General features: G+C 70.1%; 15 protein-coding genes. 6 read left to right on the top strand and 9 right to left on the bottom strand.

Annotated features, from left to right (window positions below):
* Nucleotides 1–12 precede the first annotated feature (12 nt).
* Nucleotides 13–1455, bottom strand: coding sequence for a mannose-1-phosphate guanylyltransferase/mannose-6-phosphate isomerase (locus tag ACO07Z_RS13395; protein ID WP_421699162.1), 1443 nt, complete (start codon nucleotides 1453–1455; stop codon nucleotides 13–15).
* A 173-nt stretch (nucleotides 1456–1628) separates the two neighbouring features.
* Between ACO07Z_RS13395 and ACO07Z_RS13390 the strand changes: the two genes are divergently transcribed.
* Nucleotides 1629–2987, top strand: coding sequence for a phosphomannomutase (locus ACO07Z_RS13390; RefSeq protein ID WP_421699161.1), 1359 nt, complete (start codon nucleotides 1629–1631; stop codon nucleotides 2985–2987).
* Nucleotides 2988–3005: 18 nt separating this feature from the next.
* Here the strand turns inward: ACO07Z_RS13390 and ACO07Z_RS13385 are convergent, their stop codons facing one another.
* The 6 genes from ACO07Z_RS13385 to mdoH all read right to left on the bottom strand — a co-directional run bounded on the left by ACO07Z_RS13385 (nucleotide 3006) and on the right by mdoH (nucleotide 8996).
* Complete coding sequence (locus ACO07Z_RS13385) at nucleotides 3006–3761, bottom strand: DUF2243 domain-containing protein (RefSeq protein ID WP_421699160.1); 756 nt, start codon at nucleotides 3759–3761, stop codon at nucleotides 3006–3008.
* Between the two features lie 67 nt (nucleotides 3762–3828).
* Nucleotides 3829–4749 (bottom strand): alpha/beta fold hydrolase, encoded by a 921-nt coding sequence (locus ACO07Z_RS13380; RefSeq protein ID WP_421699159.1) that lies wholly within the window; start codon nucleotides 4747–4749, stop codon nucleotides 3829–3831.
* A gap of 184 nt (nucleotides 4750–4933) precedes the next feature.
* Entirely contained in the window at nucleotides 4934–5134 is a 201-nt protein-coding gene (locus ACO07Z_RS13375) for a hypothetical protein (RefSeq protein ID WP_421699158.1), read from the bottom strand.
* A gap of 151 nt (nucleotides 5135–5285) precedes the next feature.
* The gene (locus tag ACO07Z_RS13370) at nucleotides 5286–5855 is read right to left on the bottom strand and encodes a hypothetical protein (RefSeq protein WP_421699157.1); all 570 of its coding nucleotides are present in this window, start codon (nucleotides 5853–5855) and stop codon (nucleotides 5286–5288) included.
* A 68-nt stretch (nucleotides 5856–5923) separates the two neighbouring features.
* Nucleotides 5924–6985 carry a rhamnan synthesis F family protein gene (locus tag ACO07Z_RS13365; protein WP_421699156.1) on the bottom strand — a complete coding sequence of 354 codons (1062 nt, stop codon included), beginning with the start codon at nucleotides 6983–6985 and terminating at the stop codon, nucleotides 5924–5926.
* Nucleotides 6986–7175: 190 nt separating this feature from the next.
* Nucleotides 7176–8996: a glucans biosynthesis glucosyltransferase MdoH gene (gene mdoH / locus ACO07Z_RS13360; RefSeq protein ID WP_421699155.1), complete on the bottom strand. Its 1821-nt coding sequence runs from the start codon at nucleotides 8994–8996 to the stop codon at nucleotides 7176–7178.
* A gap of 166 nt (nucleotides 8997–9162) precedes the next feature.
* On the opposite strand from mdoH, the gene ACO07Z_RS13355 reads away from it, so the two are divergent.
* From ACO07Z_RS13355 to ACO07Z_RS13340, 4 genes are read left to right on the top strand one after another with little or no spacing between them, the layout of a single operon-like run.
* On the top strand, nucleotides 9163–10128 hold the full coding sequence (locus tag ACO07Z_RS13355; RefSeq protein WP_421699154.1) for a zinc-dependent alcohol dehydrogenase: 966 nt from the start codon (nucleotides 9163–9165) through the stop codon (nucleotides 10126–10128).
* A gap of 8 nt (nucleotides 10129–10136) precedes the next feature.
* The gene (locus tag ACO07Z_RS13350) at nucleotides 10137–10538 is read left to right on the top strand and encodes a 6-pyruvoyl trahydropterin synthase family protein (RefSeq protein WP_421699153.1); all 402 of its coding nucleotides are present in this window, start codon (nucleotides 10137–10139) and stop codon (nucleotides 10536–10538) included.
* A 9-nt stretch (nucleotides 10539–10547) separates the two neighbouring features.
* Entirely contained in the window at nucleotides 10548–11594 is a 1047-nt protein-coding gene (locus ACO07Z_RS13345; protein WP_421699152.1) for a glycosyltransferase family 4 protein, read from the top strand.
* Nucleotides 11591–12427 (top strand): class I SAM-dependent methyltransferase, encoded by an 837-nt coding sequence (locus tag ACO07Z_RS13340; RefSeq protein ID WP_421699151.1) that lies wholly within the window; start codon nucleotides 11591–11593, stop codon nucleotides 12425–12427. The genes ACO07Z_RS13345 and ACO07Z_RS13340 overlap by 4 nt, the downstream gene beginning before the upstream one ends.
* Before the next feature lie 14 nt (nucleotides 12428–12441).
* Here ACO07Z_RS13340 and ACO07Z_RS13335 read toward each other — a convergent pair whose 3' ends face one another.
* Together ACO07Z_RS13335 and ACO07Z_RS13330 are read right to left on the bottom strand one after the other, a co-directional pair.
* Nucleotides 12442–13011 (bottom strand): cytochrome b, encoded by a 570-nt coding sequence (locus tag ACO07Z_RS13335; protein WP_421699150.1) that lies wholly within the window; start codon nucleotides 13009–13011, stop codon nucleotides 12442–12444.
* The gene (locus tag ACO07Z_RS13330) at nucleotides 12983–13723 is read right to left on the bottom strand and encodes a RibD family protein (protein ID WP_421699149.1); all 741 of its coding nucleotides are present in this window, start codon (nucleotides 13721–13723) and stop codon (nucleotides 12983–12985) included. Before ACO07Z_RS13330 ends, ACO07Z_RS13335 begins: the two co-directional genes overlap by 29 nt.
* Nucleotides 13724–13855: 132 nt before the next feature.
* Here ACO07Z_RS13330 and ribA point away from each other — a divergent pair, with 132 nt between their 5' ends.
* Nucleotides 13856–15010 (top strand): GTP cyclohydrolase II RibA, encoded by a 1155-nt coding sequence (gene ribA / locus ACO07Z_RS13325; RefSeq protein WP_421699148.1) that lies wholly within the window; start codon nucleotides 13856–13858, stop codon nucleotides 15008–15010.
* The last annotated feature ends 17 nt before the right edge of the window (nucleotides 15011–15027 follow it).

The raw sequence follows: 15027 nt of genomic DNA, 5'->3' as shown, positions 1-15027 counted from the left end.
CCGCAGCGCGTTCTATCCTTTGGCGCCCTGGCCGCGGGCATAGACATCCTCATAGCGGATGATGTCGTCCTCGCCGAGATAGGTGCCGGTCTGCACCTCGATCAGCACCATCGGCACCTTGCCGGGGTTCTCCATGCGGTGAACCGCGCCCAAGGGGATGTAGACCGACTGGTTCTCGGTGAGCAGCTGCGGCGTACCGTCAATGGTGACGCGGGCGGTGCCGGAGACGACGATCCAGTGCTCGGAGCGGTGATAATGGCTCTGCAGCGACAGCGCCGCGCCGGGATGGACGACGATGCGCTTGACCTGGAAGCGGTCGCCCAGCGCCAGCGTCTCGAACCAGCCCCAGGGCCGGTGGTCTCTGGGGAAATGCTCGGCCTGCCGCGCGCCACGCGCTTTCAGCGCCGTCACCGCCTGCTTCACCTCCTGCGAGCGCGAGCGGTCGGCCACCAGCACTGCGTCCGGCATGGCGACGACAAGCATGTCCTTCAGCCCGATGCCGACCAGCTCCAGCCCTTCCGCCTCCGAGCGCAGCAGCGAATCGGCGCAGTCAATGGCGGTGACGGGGCCATGGGCGACGACATTGGCGGCATCCGCCTTGCCCTCGCGCATGACAGAGGCCCAGTCGCCGAGATCCGACCAGTCGCCGGCGAAGGGCACCACGTCGAGATTCTCCGAGCGCTCCATGATGGCGTAGTCGATGGAGATGTCTTCCGCCTTCTGCCACGGCCCCGGAGCGAGCCGGAGGAAATCGAGGTCGCTCGCCGCCTCGTCCAGCGCCTGCCGCACCGGGGCGAGCATGGCGGGGGCATGGGCCTCGAACGCCTTCAGCGCCGTCTCCACCGAGAACAGGAAGATGCCGGCGTTCCAGAGATAATGCCCGTCGGCCAGCAGGGCGGCGGCGCGCGCCGCGTCGGGCTTCTCGACGAAGCGGCGCAGCGGCACCGGCGCGGGCGCGTCACCCTCCGGGGCATGGGCGAGTTCCAGCCAGCCATAGCCGGTTTCCGGCCGGGTCGGGCGGATGCCGAAAGTGACGATGCGCCCCGCTTCCGCCGCCGGAAGGCCGGCGCGCACCGCCTCCGAAAAAGCGGCACTGTCCGGCACCACCTGGTCGGACGGCATGACGAGGAGCAGCGCCTGCGGGTCGCGTGCCGCGAGATACTGCACGGCGGCGAGAATGGCCGGTGCGGTGTTGCGCGCGCTCGGCTCGATCAGCACGGCGCCGGCCGGAATGCCGGCCTCGGCCAGCTGTTCGGTGACGATGAAGCGGAAATCGGCATTGGTGACGATGACCGGCGGGCGCACATCCGGCCCGGAAAGGCGCCGGGCGGCGGCCTGGAACAGCGTCTCGCCTTCGCCAAGGGTGACGAACTGCTTGGGAAAACTCTTGCGCGACAGCGGCCACAGGCGCGTGCCGGAGCCGCCGCAGAGAAGAACGGGATAGAGATGAGCCATGGAGCCTTGGATGTCGCAGTGCGCCCTGTGGGCGCGGTGGGCCGTGCCGAGGCGCGAAGTGTGGGCGGCGGACGGCGGAAAGGCAAGGCGGCGCAAGCGCCTTGATCTCTTCCCCCAGAATCCGTATCGCCGCGCGGACGCTTTCCGCGCCCGCGCTTAGGAAAGGCCCGGCCATGCTCACCTGCTTCAAGGCATACGACATTCGCGGCCGGCTCGGCGACGAGCTGAACGAGGCCATCGCCCGCCGCATCGGCCGCGCTTTCGCCGAGGGGCTCGGGGCGAAGCGGGTGGTGATCGGGCGCGACTGCCGCGCCTCTTCAGAGGCGCTGGCCGCCGCGTGCATCGAAGGGCTGGTGGCGGGCGGGGTCGAGGTGCTCGACCTCGGCCTGTGCGGCACCGAGGAGATGTACGCCGCCGTGACCGATCTCGACGCCGATGGCGGCATCGAGGTGACGGCCTCGCACAACCCGATGGACTATAACGGCATGAAGCTGGTGCGCGCCGGCTCCGCCCCGCTCGACACCGCGACGGGGCTGGCGGCGATCCAAAAGCTGGCGGAGGGAACCGAGCTGCCTGACCTGCCGGGCGGTCGGGTCGTCCCGGCGGAAGGCGCCCGCGCGGCCTATGTCGCGCGCGTGCTCTCCTTTGTCGACACGCGCGCGCTGCGCCCGCTCACCATTCTCGTCAATGCCGGCAATGGCGCGGCGGGGCCGACCTTCGACGCCTTGGCGGGCGCTCTGGAGGCGCGCGGGGCGCCGCTCACCTTCGTGCGCCTGCACCATGAGCCCGATGGTGGCTTTCCCAACGGCATTCCCAACCCGCTGCTCCCCGAGAACCAGCCGGTGACATCGCAAGCGGTTGTGGCGGCCGGTGCCGATATGGGCGTCGCCTGGGACGGAGATTTCGACCGCTGCTTCCTGTTCGACGAGACCGGGCGGTTCATTCCCGGCGAGTATATCGTCGGCCTGCTGGCGCAGGTGTTTCTCGCCAAGGAAGCGGGCGCCACCATCGTCCACGACCCGCGGGTGGTGTGGAACACGCAGGACCAGGTGGCCCGCGCCGGCGGGCGGGCGGTGCAGGCGCGCACCGGCCACGCCTTCCTCAAGCAGGCGCTGCGCGACACCGGCGCGGTCTATGGCGGGGAAATGTCGGCGCATCACTATTTCCGCGACTTCATGTGCTGCGATTCCGGCATGATCCCGTGGCTGCTGGTGGCCGAACTGATGGGGCGCAGCGGGCAAAAGCTGAGCGACCTCGTCTCGGCGCGCATGGCCGCCTTTCCCTCCTCCGGCGAGATCAATTTCCGCCTCGATGATCCCGCCGGCGCGGTGGCGCGGGTGGAGGCGGCCTTCGCCGGACACAACCCTGTGCGTGACGAGACCGACGGTCTCTCGCTGGACTTCGGCGACTGGCGGCTCAATCTGCGCCGTTCCAACACCGAACCGCTGCTGCGGCTGAATGTGGAAGCCAAGGGCGCGCCGGACCTGCTAGCGCAGCGCGTGGCCGAGATCACCGCCCTGATCAGGGGGTGAGCACCGGCGCTCGGCGGCTTAAACCCGGCTCCAGCCGAGGCAGCCGGCGGGCAGCCCCGCGCCGCCGACCAGCCACGCACCTTCGGCATAGAGGCGGAGCGCGCGCCCCGGCGGCGCCTCGACCACGACCACACCCATCGCCGGATCGGCCCAGATGAGCCGAGCGTCCTGCCGCGCCAGCGCCTGCGCCACCTGCGCCGGCGCAAGGCCCGGCCGGAAGACGACGGTGGTGAAGGGCTGGTTGGCCGGCGGGTGCAGCGACCATGCGGCGGCGCCGAGCGTGCCGATTGTCAGCGCCACCAAGGCAAGCCGCCCGGCCATGCGCCCTCCGCGCCCCTTCCCGCGCAGCAGCCAGCCCGCAAGCAGCAGCGGCGCCACCCCGAAGCCGAAAAACCAGACGAGGTCCCACAACAGCGGGTTGGGGCTGTCCACGCGGATGCGGTGGAGGCCGAGCAGCCAGTGCGAGAGCACGCTGTCGACGACGTGCCACAGGCCGAAGCCGATGAGCAGGGCGGCCGCGAGCGTGGTCCCAGTCGCTCGCGCGCCGCGCCGGTGCGCCCGCCACAGGCCGACCAGCGCGAGGGCGGCGAGGCCATACATCAGCGCGTGGAAATAGCCGTCCCACAGAACCTGCAGGCGTAGATCGTCCATTCCCGGCACCAGGCTGAGCAGATGATGCCATTGCAGAATCTGGTGCAGCAGAATGCCGTCGAAGAACCCGCCCAGGGCAAAGCCGAGCACGGCGCCCCAGCGCGGAAGGGGTGATGACCCCATGGCGCGCCTCGCTTTCCGGTCTCAACCCCGGGCGGGTGACGACGTTCCCGCCGCGCGGCGCGCGGCATCAGGGGCCGGGACGCGCCGGCCAGGCTTTCACCACGTGCTGCGGCCAGGGATTGCGCCCCTCGCGCAGGAAGGCGAGCGTATCGCGCCAGAAGCCTTCGGCGTGGCTGTCATGGAACAGGCTGAAATGGCCGATCGCCGCCCGATCGTAATCGGCGGGGGCAAGGCGCACCAGAGTGCGGCTCGCGCCGGTGTAGTAGCCGAGCGTGCGGGAGAGCGCCGGGACGGTGCCGAGCGGATCGTCGCTCATCGCCACGGCGAGGATTTCGGCCCGCACCGCCGCCATGCGGGCGCGCACCGCCGCGCGCGCGGGCCGGGGATGGCTGGTCTCGAAGCGCGGCCCGCGAAAGCTCCATTCATGGGCGACGCCGGCCGGCAAATCCTCCAGCCAGCCCAGCCGCTTGCCGGGAAAATAGCCGCACAGGGCGGTGAGCGCCGGCATGGCGACGTGCCATTTCAGGAACAGGGCGGCGCGCTGGCGCGGCGCGTAATCGCCCCACCACGCATATTGCGCACCCATGGTGAGCAGCCGCACGATCCGCGCACCATTCTCGGCCAGACCGGGCAGGAAGCCGCCGATGGAATGGCCGACGACCATGAGCGGCGCCGCGGTGCGCGCCGCCAGAAAGCCCAGCGCCGCGTCGACATCGCGCTCGCCCCAGTCGTGCCAGCGATAGCGGCAGCCGCGCAGCCGGGCCGGCCGCGAGAGGCCGATGCCGCGATAGTCGAAGGTGAGAACCTCGAAGCCGTGGCCGGCGAGGAAGCGTGCATAGCGATGATAATAGCGCGCGGCGACGCCGGTGGCGGGATTGATCACCACCGCGCCCTGCACCGGACCGGGCGCGGCCGCCCAGATGTGCCCGCCGAGTGAAACCCCATCCTGGCAGGGGATCGCCACCGCCTGCGGCGCGCCAAAGCCCATGCTTCCGTCTCCCGTCACCCCCTCGATATCGGGTCGACGGTCACATGCCGCTCCCACATTTTGGCAGACTATAGCCGCCCGGGACAGGCCAAAGGCAAGCGTGATGACGCGCGCGGCGGGAGACCGAAAAAGCGTTCGGCCCGGTCAGGGACCGGGCCGACGGTATCAGTACCGACGTGCCCGCTCAGCGGGTGGAGCGCATGTTGCCTTCGGCCTGCTCGCGGATCGCGGCGGCGCCGTTCTGGGCGGCGAAGCTCTCGGTCATGTTGCGGCCTTCGACAACCGTCTGGGCGGAAGCGACCGGACGGGTGGCCGCCGCTTCGGCCGAGACAGCGCCGAGCACGAGCGTGGTGGACAGGACAGCGAGGGTGAGGAACTTGGTCATGGCGGTTCTCCTGATTTCCGGCCCGCTCCATGCGGTGCCGATGACCAGGAAAGGGTAGGCCCGCGCCCGGCCAGCCTCTATCACGCCTGCGCTTAGCCGGATCACCATTGAATGTGGCCGACCCCATCCCTTGGGATGACACTGCTCATCCTCAGCGCCACACCCGCGCCAGTCCGCGCCGGACCTCGCGCACGCGGCGCCGCAGCGCGGTCTTGAGCCGGTCAAGCCGCAGCGCCGCCACTACGCGATCGCGCAGGCCGGAGAGCGTCACGATCACCCACGCCATCCACCCCACCGTCATCAGCTTGGCCCGGCCAGCGGAATAAATGCGCTCGATGATGACGAAGCTGACGAGATAGGCGAGCAGGAAAAGCACGGTGCCGGCCTTGGCCCAACCGTCGGCGATCCACACCAGCGCGACGATTTTCAGCGGCTCGATGGTGACATAGGGGACGACCAGAAGCACCAGGATCGTCGTCACCGAGCGGGCCGCAATCCAGCGCTCGAACGCATGCATGATCCGGAGCGCGGCGAGGCGGGCAAGGAGCGGCCGATAGAGCGGGCGCACCAGCTCGTCGAGCAGGATCAGCGGCGTGCAGAGCAGGCGGAAAAGAAAGCCGACGACCCGCCAGAGCGGTGATGCGCGGCGCGCGGCGCTGGGACGCGCGCGACCGGAAGGCGGCAGGGAAGGCGGCGCGGCGGGCGGAACGGGGGGCACCATTCCCTCCATATCGGCGCCCCGCGGCGCCATGGCTAGAGCTTTTGCCGATCTCCGGCGGGGCGGAGGCGCTACAGATCGAGCAGAAAGCGCTGGCGCGCCCGTCCGCGTAGCTGGAAGCCGATGCCCTTGGCGCGCATTTCCGTGATGATGTCGGCCGTGTGGCCTTCTGTGCCGACGATGTTCAGCAAGGTCTCGATCTCATGCAGCTGGTACTGCAGGCGGAACAGAAGATCGCGCTTGATCAGCGGCGCCCCGAGGAAGCGGCGGTAGAGAAAACCGCCCGTGTGGATCTGTGAGCGGGCGACAACCGCGTCCATGAGCTGTCGGATCACCGTTTCCTGCCGGAGCTGCGGCCCATCCGCAGGCGGGCGCAGGTCGATCGGCAGATGGCCAAACAGATCCTGCAGGCCCACGGCATCGAGGCCGGCCAGCGCCTCGCGCAGCTTGACCGGGTTGAACAGCACCTCGCTGGAGCGGGCGAGGCGCACCATGCAGCGCGAACTGCCGACCTCGCCCTTGTTGATGGCCCAGGGCCGGGCATTCACCGGAAGATAGTCGCGCCAGAACCGCTGAAACTCAGGCTGCTCCAGCATGTAACGCGAGATCGAATAGCAGAAGGACTGGAAATGGTGATGATACTCCCAGTTCTCATACGTCGCACAGACATCGCAGGGGGAGGTGGCGAGCCTCTGCACCATCTCGGTCAGACCGGTGCGGAAGTAATAGACGCTGTCGTTCATCAGCAGCAGCCGCTCCGGCTCCCGCCCGGCAAAAGACAGGATGGCGTCGCGGTAGCCCCCCATGTCGCGGCCGGAATTGTCCCGCAGCATGATCCGGTCGGCAAAGGGCCGCAGCTCCGCGAGTCGCGCCTCGCTGAGCGGGTGATTGACCACCAGGGTCACATTGATCCCCGCCTCGGCCAGCGCTTCCAATGCGTTGGTCACGTACCAGGCGGTCGCCTGCGGCTGCCAGATGAGGAAAACAGCATGCACATTGCCGGGGTGACGCCGTTCGCCGGGCACAACAACCGGCGTGGATTCGAGTCCGAACCTGCGGGCGAAGCGGGCGCGCAGAATCGGCATCCGGTATTCAGCCAGGTACACATAGGTCTTGCCGAACCGGATCTTCATGCATCATCCGTCTAGAGGCTCACGCCGGCGTCTCCTTCGGGCAGGATAGGCCAGCGGAGAGAGGGCTTGGCAAGCCTATTGGACCGAAGAATGTTCGCCTCTCTTGCGCACTACGGTCTTACCGTCAAGAAGCCACGCTGTCGCTGCGGACACTCATCCGCAGATTGTGCCGGCGTGCGGCGCACGGATCTCACCGTCCCGCGGTCACCTGCTCCGCCTCGAGAGAGGTGAGGCTCGTCGTGGGAAACATCTCTTCCGGGGTGGCGCACAGGCCGGTTCGGCCCAGCCACCGGCCGAGCGCCGGCTCGGCGGTAAGCACCGCGAAGGGCACGGCGCCGAGCAAGGCGACGAGCACCGGCAGCGCCCAGGGCAGCGCCCCCGGCGCGAAGCCGGCGAGCAGCCCGGCGAGCGCCGCGCCGAACAGGAATTGCGGCCACAGACCGGTAAGCGCGGTGCGCCAGGACAGGCGCTCGGCATCGCGCGCCTGCGCCTCCCAGGTCACGGTGCGACCGAAGGCAAGGCCGATCATGAACAGAGCGATGCGGAAGGCCACCACCGGCCCCAGCAGCACGGAAAAGACGAACTCCGCCAGCGCGCCCCCGGCCAGCCGGGCGGTGCCACCATAGCGCGCGCGTTCGCCCGCCCGCAGCAGCACGTCGAGCAGACCCGCGACCTTCGGCGCGAGGCTCATCGCGAACATGGTGGCGAACAGGGTCAGCCCTAGCGCGGCAGGAAAGGGCGCGTCCGCCCGCTCGGTGTCGAACACCTTCAGCGCGGCGAGGGCGACGAAGGCCATCCAGGCGAAGGCGCCGAGATACATCAGGATCGCCCAGGAGATCTGGAATCGGCTCATCGGCTTCAGGCCCGGCAGGGCGATCAGCCGCCAGTACTGCATGTTGCCCTGACACCAGCGCAAATCGCGGCGGGTGAATTCGGTGAGATGCGGCGGGTTCTCCTCGAAGCTGTCCATTTCCTCCGGCAGCACCCGCACCTCATAGCCGGCGCGGCGCATCAGCACCGCCTCGATCTGGTCGTGCGACAGCACATGGCCGGCGAGCGGGCCCCGGCCCGGCAGGACGGGAAGCTGGCAATGCGCCTTGAACGGGGCAATGCGCAGAACGGCGTTGTGGCCCCAATAGGGCCCGCAATCGCCCGCCCACCAGGACGCGCCCATGGTGTAGGAGCGCATGCCGTGGCGCATGCCGAACTGGAAGATGCGGGCGAAAGGCGAGCGGGAGGGCAGGCCGACGACGAGACTCTGCAGAATGCCGAGGCGCGGATGCGCCTGCATGATGCGCACAAGGCGCAACGTGGCCTCGGCGCCGAGGAAGCTGTCGGCGTCCAGCACCAGCATGAAGTCGTGCGCGTCGCCCCAGCGCTCCAGGAAATCGCGGATATTGCCGGCCTTGAAGCCCTCGTTACTGGTGCGGCGGCGGTAGTGAAGCGAAGCCCCTTCGCCGCGTTCCGCCTGCCAGGTGGCGAACAGCGCTTCCTCCTGCGCCGCGATCTCCGGCCGGGTGGTGTCCGACAACACGAACCAGGCGAAGGTCTCGCCCGCGCCGCTGGCGGCGAGCGCGCGCTCCATGGCGCGCAGCCGCGCGAACGCCCGGGCGGGGTCCTCGTTGCGCAGCGTCATGATCATGGCGACGCGGGCGGTGATCGGCGCCTCCTCCGCCGCTCGCGTGGCATAGGGATAGACCGAGCGCCGGGCATCGCCGGGCCCGTGCAGGAGCCACAGACCGATGAGGGCGTTCCAGAAACCGAGAATGGTCCACGGCGTGGAGAGGCAGAAAGCCGCCAGCAGCAGCCCGTCCAGCAGGGTGAACCCGCCATGGGCGAGAAGATGGGCGAACAGCGCCACAAGGGCGGCATAGGTCGCGGCGATGAGGGTGAAGACGACCACGCGGCGCTGGGTGAGGTGCCGGGCAGACTGCACGCCGGTCGGGGTGCGGCGCTCGGCGCGACCGGCGGAAATGAAGCGTCCTTCGGCGAGATTCTCGTCCAGGCTCATGCGATCCTCGGCTCGGCGCGGGCGCGCGGCCACCATGGCCGCACCCGGGGCTTGTACGCGCCCCGTCGTGGGCGGTTCACGCGCATGTGGGATCTAACCGCACCGTGATGCTGTTATGCACGCGAATAAGGGCAGGGGGTGACGGTTGATGGGCGGCACGGCGGAGATGGCCACACAGCTCTGGTGCGTGGCGCCGGGGCGCTACGAACTGCGCCACGCGCCGCTGCCCCCGCCGGTCGAGGACGGCCTCCTCATTCGCAGCCTCGTCTCGGCGGTGAGCCGGGGCACCGAGCGGCTGGTGCTGGAAGGCGCGGTGCCGCCAAGCGAGCGTGAGCGCATGCGCGGCCCGTTCCAGAACGGGGATTTCCCGTTTCCGGTGCACTATGGCTATCAGAGCGTCGGCGTGGTCGAGGCCGGGCCGGCGGCATGGCGCGGCCGCACCGTCTTCGCGCTCTTCCCCCATCAGGACCGCTACCGCCTGCCGGTGGCGGCGGCGATGGAAGTGCCCGAGGGCCTGCCGCCGGAGCGCGCCGCGCTCGCCGCTAATATGGAGACGGCGCTGAATGCGCTGTGGGATTCCGGCGCGGGGCCGGGAGACCGGATCACCATTGTCGGCGGCGGCGTGGTCGGCCTGTTGCTGACCGCGCTGGCGGCGCGGCTGCCCGGCGCCGAGGTGACGCTTGTGGATGTGAACCCGGCCCGGGCCGACATGGCGCAGGCACTCGGCGCCGCTTTCGCCCTGCCCGACGGCGTTACCGACGAGGCCGATGTCGTGTTCCATACCAGCGCCACCGCGCCGGGCCTCGCCACCGCGCTGGCGGCGGCGGCGTTCGAGGCGAAGGTGGTGGAGGTGAGCTGGTATGGCGGCCACGCGCCCGCCGTTCCGCTGGGCGAGGCGTTTCACAGCCGCCGCCTGCAACTGATCGGCTCGCAGGTGGGCTCCGTATCTCCGTCACGGCGGCCGCGCTGGCCGCATGAGCGCCGGCTCGCCAAGGCGCTCACCCTGCTCGACGATGCGCGGCTCGACCTTCTGGTCACGCATGTCGTCGCTTTCGATACGGCGCCGCAACGGCTGCCGCCACTTCTGACCGGGGGCGAGGACGCGCTGGCGATCCTGCTCGATTACCGATGAGGGATGCCATGTACTCTGTCGAAGTCCGCGATCGCATCATGATCGCCCATTCCCTGCCCGACCCGTTCTTCGGCCCGGCGCAGGGCCTGCACGGCGCGACCTTCGTGGTCGATGTCGCCTTCTTCCGCGAGACGCTGACGGCGCAGAATGTCGTCGTCGACATCGGTGCCGCGCTCGACGTGCTGAAAAAGACGCTGGCGCCGCTCGCCTACCAGAATCTCGACACGCTGCCGCAATTCGCCGGCATCCTCACCACCACGGAGTATCTCGCCCGGCATATCTTCGATGCCATGGCAGCAGCGGCCAAGGCCGGCGCGCTGGGGGCGGACGGGCAGGGGCTGAGCAAGATTCGTGTGACCCTGCATGAGACCGACCTTGCGCGGGCCAGCTTCGAATCCGGCCTCGGCTGAGGCGCGGGCGTGACCGACTTTGCCTTTGCCATACCCGGCGACCTCGACCTACCGACCGGCGGCTATGCCTATGACCGCCGGGTGATGGCCGAAGCCGTCCGCGCCGGCGGGATGCTGACCCATGTCGCGCTACCCCAGGGTTTTCCCTTCCCCTCGCCGGGGGAGCTGGAGGTCAGCGCCGCCCTGCTGCGCGCGCTGCCGCCGGGCCAGCCGGTGCTGATCGACGGTCTTGCGCTCGGCGCCCTGCCAGCATCGCTCTTGCGCGGGCTTGGACGGCCTGTGGCGGCGCTGGTGCATCATCCGCTGGCGCTGGAAGCCGGGCTGAGCGACCACCAGCGGGCGCAGCTTCACGCCAGCGAAAAGGCGGCGCTGGCGGAGGCAGCGGCGGTGATCACCACCAGCCCCGCCACGGCGCGCGACCTGATGCGCGACTACGGCGTGCCGGAAAGCCGGCTGCACGTCGCCGTGCCCGGTACCGACCGCGCCCCGCGCGCCACCGGCACGGGCCGGCCGCCGCGGCTGCTCGCCGTCGGCTCGGTGATCCCGCGCAAGGCGCATGGCGTGCTGGTCGAGGCTCTGGCGGAGCTGACGGCGCAGGACTGGCAGTGCCACATCGTCGGCGCCACCGACCGCGACCCCGCCGAGACCGCACGGGTGGCGGCGCTCATTGCCGCCCATGGGCTCGGCGCCCGCGTCCGGCTGACGGGGGCGCTGTCGGCCGAGGCGCTGGCCGGCGAATTCGACGCCGCCGACCTGTTCGTCACCGCCTCGCTGTTCGAGGGCTATGGCATGGGGCTGACCGAGGCGCTGGCGCGCGGCCTGCCCATCCTTGCCACCCGCGCCGGAGCTATTCCTGATACGGTGCCGGCGGAGGCCGCGCTGCTGACGGAGCCCGGCGATGTGCGGAGCCTGCGCGACGCGCTGCGCGTTCTGCTCAAGGATACCACCCGGCGCAGGCAGCTCGCCGACGCGGCGTGGCGCCACGCCCAAACCCTGCCCAGTTGGACCGAGACCGCCGCGGCGCTGCTCGCCGCCCTGAAGGAGATGCCCCGATGAGCGGCTTCGCTGCCGACTGGCTCGCTTTGCGCGAGAAGGTGGACCACGCCTCCCGCAATCCCACGCTCGCCGCGCGGGTGCGGGCGCATTTCGCCGGGCGTGACGCGCTCACCATTGTCGATCTCGGCTGCGGCACCGGCTCCAATCTGCGCGGCCTCGCCGCCGACCTGCCGCCGCGCCAGCACTGGCACCTGATCGACGGCGATGCGGCGCTATTGCAGCGGGCGCGCGAAAGCCTCGCCGACTGGGCGGAAGAGGTGCAAGCCGATGGCGAGCGGCTGCGGCTGCGGCGCGACGGGCGGGAGATCGTGGTGAGCTTCGAACGCGCCGACCTCACCCGCCGCGATCTCGACTTCAACGCTGTAGGTGCGGAGCTTGTGACCGCCGCCGCGCTGCTCGATCTCGTGTCGGAAAGCTGGCTGGAGCGCCTCGTCGCGGCGCTGGCGGCGGGCAAGCTGCCGCTTTATGCCGTGCTGAACTATGATGGCGAGGCGGAATGGCAGCCCGCCGACCCGCTGGACGGCCGGGTGATCGCCGCCTTCAACCGCCATCAGCGCGGCGACAAGGGGTTCGGGCCGGCGCTCGGCCCGGCCTCAAGCGAGGCTTTGGCGCAGCTGCTGCGCCAGTATGGCTACCGCTATGGCTCGCTCCCCAGCCCGTGGGTGCTCGGCCCCACGGAGGCCGAACTCATCCGCGCGCTGACCGACGGCTTTGCCCAGGCGGCGGGCGAGATCGAACCTGAGCGACAGGCCGCCTTCGCCGCCTGGTCGAACGCGCAGGCGGGGGCGCAGAAGGTGCGGATCGGCCATCGCGACGTGTTCGGTCATCTCTGACCGCAGCGCACCGCTCAGAAGGGCGGCCACATCCGCGCCATCACCCCGTCGCGCTTGAGGAAGCGGTGGTAGAGCGCGGCAGCGATATGCGCGAGCGCCAGCACGCCGAGAAGCTGCGCCAGCAGCCCGTGCAGGCCGAGAATCCGCTTGGCCAGCGCCTCGTCGGGCCCGATGAGGGCCGGCAAGTCGAAAAGGCCGAACACGTTCAGCGCGGGATAGGCCGACACACCGGCCCAGCCGAGCAGCGGCACGACCAGCAGCAGCAGATAGAGCGCGGCATGCACGGCGGCGGAGGCGATCCGCTCGAACGGCGTCAGCGGCGCCACCCGTACCGGCTCCCCCCGGCGCAGCCGCACCAGCACCCGCAGCACCACCAGCCACAGGACGAGAAAGCCGACGAATTTGTGCAGACTGTACAGCGAGCCGGTCAGCGCATCGAAGCCGGTCGCTTCCCCGCGCGCCACCATATAGAGCCCGAGCGGGATGAGGCCGATCACCAAGAGGCCGATCACCCAGTGCAGGGCGCGAGCGGTGGGGCCGTAGCGAAAGCGCGCCTCAGGCAGGTTCCGATCCGAAGCCGACATACGTCCCTCCCTCGCCGGTTCCGCGCAGATCACAGTCGCAGAGAATATTGCCGTCGTCGAGAAGATAGGCATCGACGCGCGGGCGCAGCGCCCCGTCCAGCCCGTCGATGGGACGAAGTGCGAGGCCCGGCCGGCCGGAGCCGAGAATGATCGGCGCCACGCACACATGCAGCCGGTCGACCAGCCCGGCATCGATGAAGCGCGAGACGGTCGAGGCCCCGCCCTCGACCAGAATGGTGCGATGGCCACGCGCCCCCAGCGCGGCCACGAGTTTAGCCGGCTCGAAGATATCGGGCTCGTCCGTCGGGCCGATGCGCTCGACCGCCTCCGGCCAGCCGGCGTCATTATGGGTGAACACGATTCTGTGACAGCCGTCCGGCGCGAGCCATTTGGCGTCGCGCGGCGAGCGGCCGCTGCGGTCGATTACCGCCCGCGCGGGGCTACGGCCGGGCACGCGGCGGGTGGTGAGGCGGGGGTTGTCAGCCACCACCGTGCCGACGCCGACCACCACCACATCGACGAGGGCGCGCAGCCGGTGGAGATGGTCGAGGCCGCTGAGGCCGTTGATATCGCGCGATTTTCCTGTCGGCGTCGCGATCCGCCCGTCCAGCGACTGGCCGAGCTGGGCGATGACATAGGGCGTGGCGCGCGGCCGCAGCAGCGGCTCATAAAGCGCCGCCAGCGGGTCGATCGGTGTTTCGCGACGATTCACGCAAGGCCCCCCGCTCTGTGCATCTCGATCCTCTGAACGATCAAGGGCCGCCAGCGTTGCTGGTCCGTTGGCGCCCTATATCCGTAGCTACTACGTGCAAGACACGGAAATGGTGCAGCGGGAGATTTTTCAATGAGCAGCAGCGCGACGACCGCCGGCACGATTGCGAGCCTCTTCGGCGACGCCACCCTGACAGAGGCGGAGCGCGCCATCGCCGAAATGCGCGCCGGGCGGCCCGTCATCCTCGCCGAAGGCGGCCGACTCTTCCTGGCGGCGAGCGCGGAGTTCGCCGATGCGGAGCGGCTCGCGGCGCTGGACGCGCTTGTCGGCGGCGCGCTGCAATTGGTGCTCACCCCCGCCCGGCTGCGGGCGCTCGGCCGACCGGACGAAGCGCGGCCCATGGCGCTGCCGGTCTCGGAACTGGGGAGCGCGCGGGTGCGGGCCTTGAGCGCGCAGGATCTGGTCGGCGCCAAGGGGGAGACGCTCGGTGCCGAACTCGTCGAGGCGCACGCGGCCGGTGCGGCGGCGCTGCATCTTGCCACCCTCGCCTTGATGCTGCCCGCCGTGCTCGTCGGCCCCCTCGCCCCGGCGGCGTTGACCCTGCCGGCGCTCACCGTGCGCGCCGAGGCGATCACCCGCTATGGCGAGGACCGCGCGACGCGGGTGGAAATCGTCTCCCGCGCTCCGGTGCCGCTGCTCACCGCGCGCAATTGCGAATTCGTCGTGTTCCGCGGCGGCGAGGGCATGCGCGAGCAGGTAGCGGTGGTGGTCGGCACGCCGGACCCGGCGCGGCCGGTGCTGGTGCGGCTGCACTCCGCCTGCCTCACCGGCGACCTGTTCGGCTCGCTGCGCTGCGACTGCGGCGACCAGCTGCGCACCACGGTGGCCACCATGGCGCAGGCGGGCGGCGGCGTGCTGCTCTATCTCGATCAGGAAGGGCGCGGCAACGGCATCGCCAACAAGATGCGCGCCTACCGCCTGCAGAGCGACGGGCTCGACACCTATGAAGCGGACGAGACGCTCGGCTTCGGCCTCGACGCCCGCCGGTTCGACTTCGCCGCCGCCATGCTGCGGCAGCTCGGCTATGAGCACGTGGTGCTGATGACCAACAACCCCGAGAAGATCGCGGCGCTGAGCCGGGCGGGGCTGCAGGTCTCGGGTGTCGAGCGGCTGTATGGGCGGCGCGGGGCCGACAATATCCGCTACCTCGCCGCCAAACGCGACCGTGCCGGGCATTTCCTCGATCTTGAGGCGCTCGACCATCACGCCCCCGCCTCCTGCGGCTGAGGACTCCCCGTTCCCCA

Origin of the sequence: Ancylobacter sp. (assembly GCF_965229075.1) — a bacterium.
Lineage (GTDB): Bacteria > Pseudomonadota > Alphaproteobacteria > Rhizobiales > Xanthobacteraceae > Ancylobacter.
Note: the sequence above shows the minus strand (reverse complement) of the source record. Positions and strands in the feature narration are given on the sequence as shown.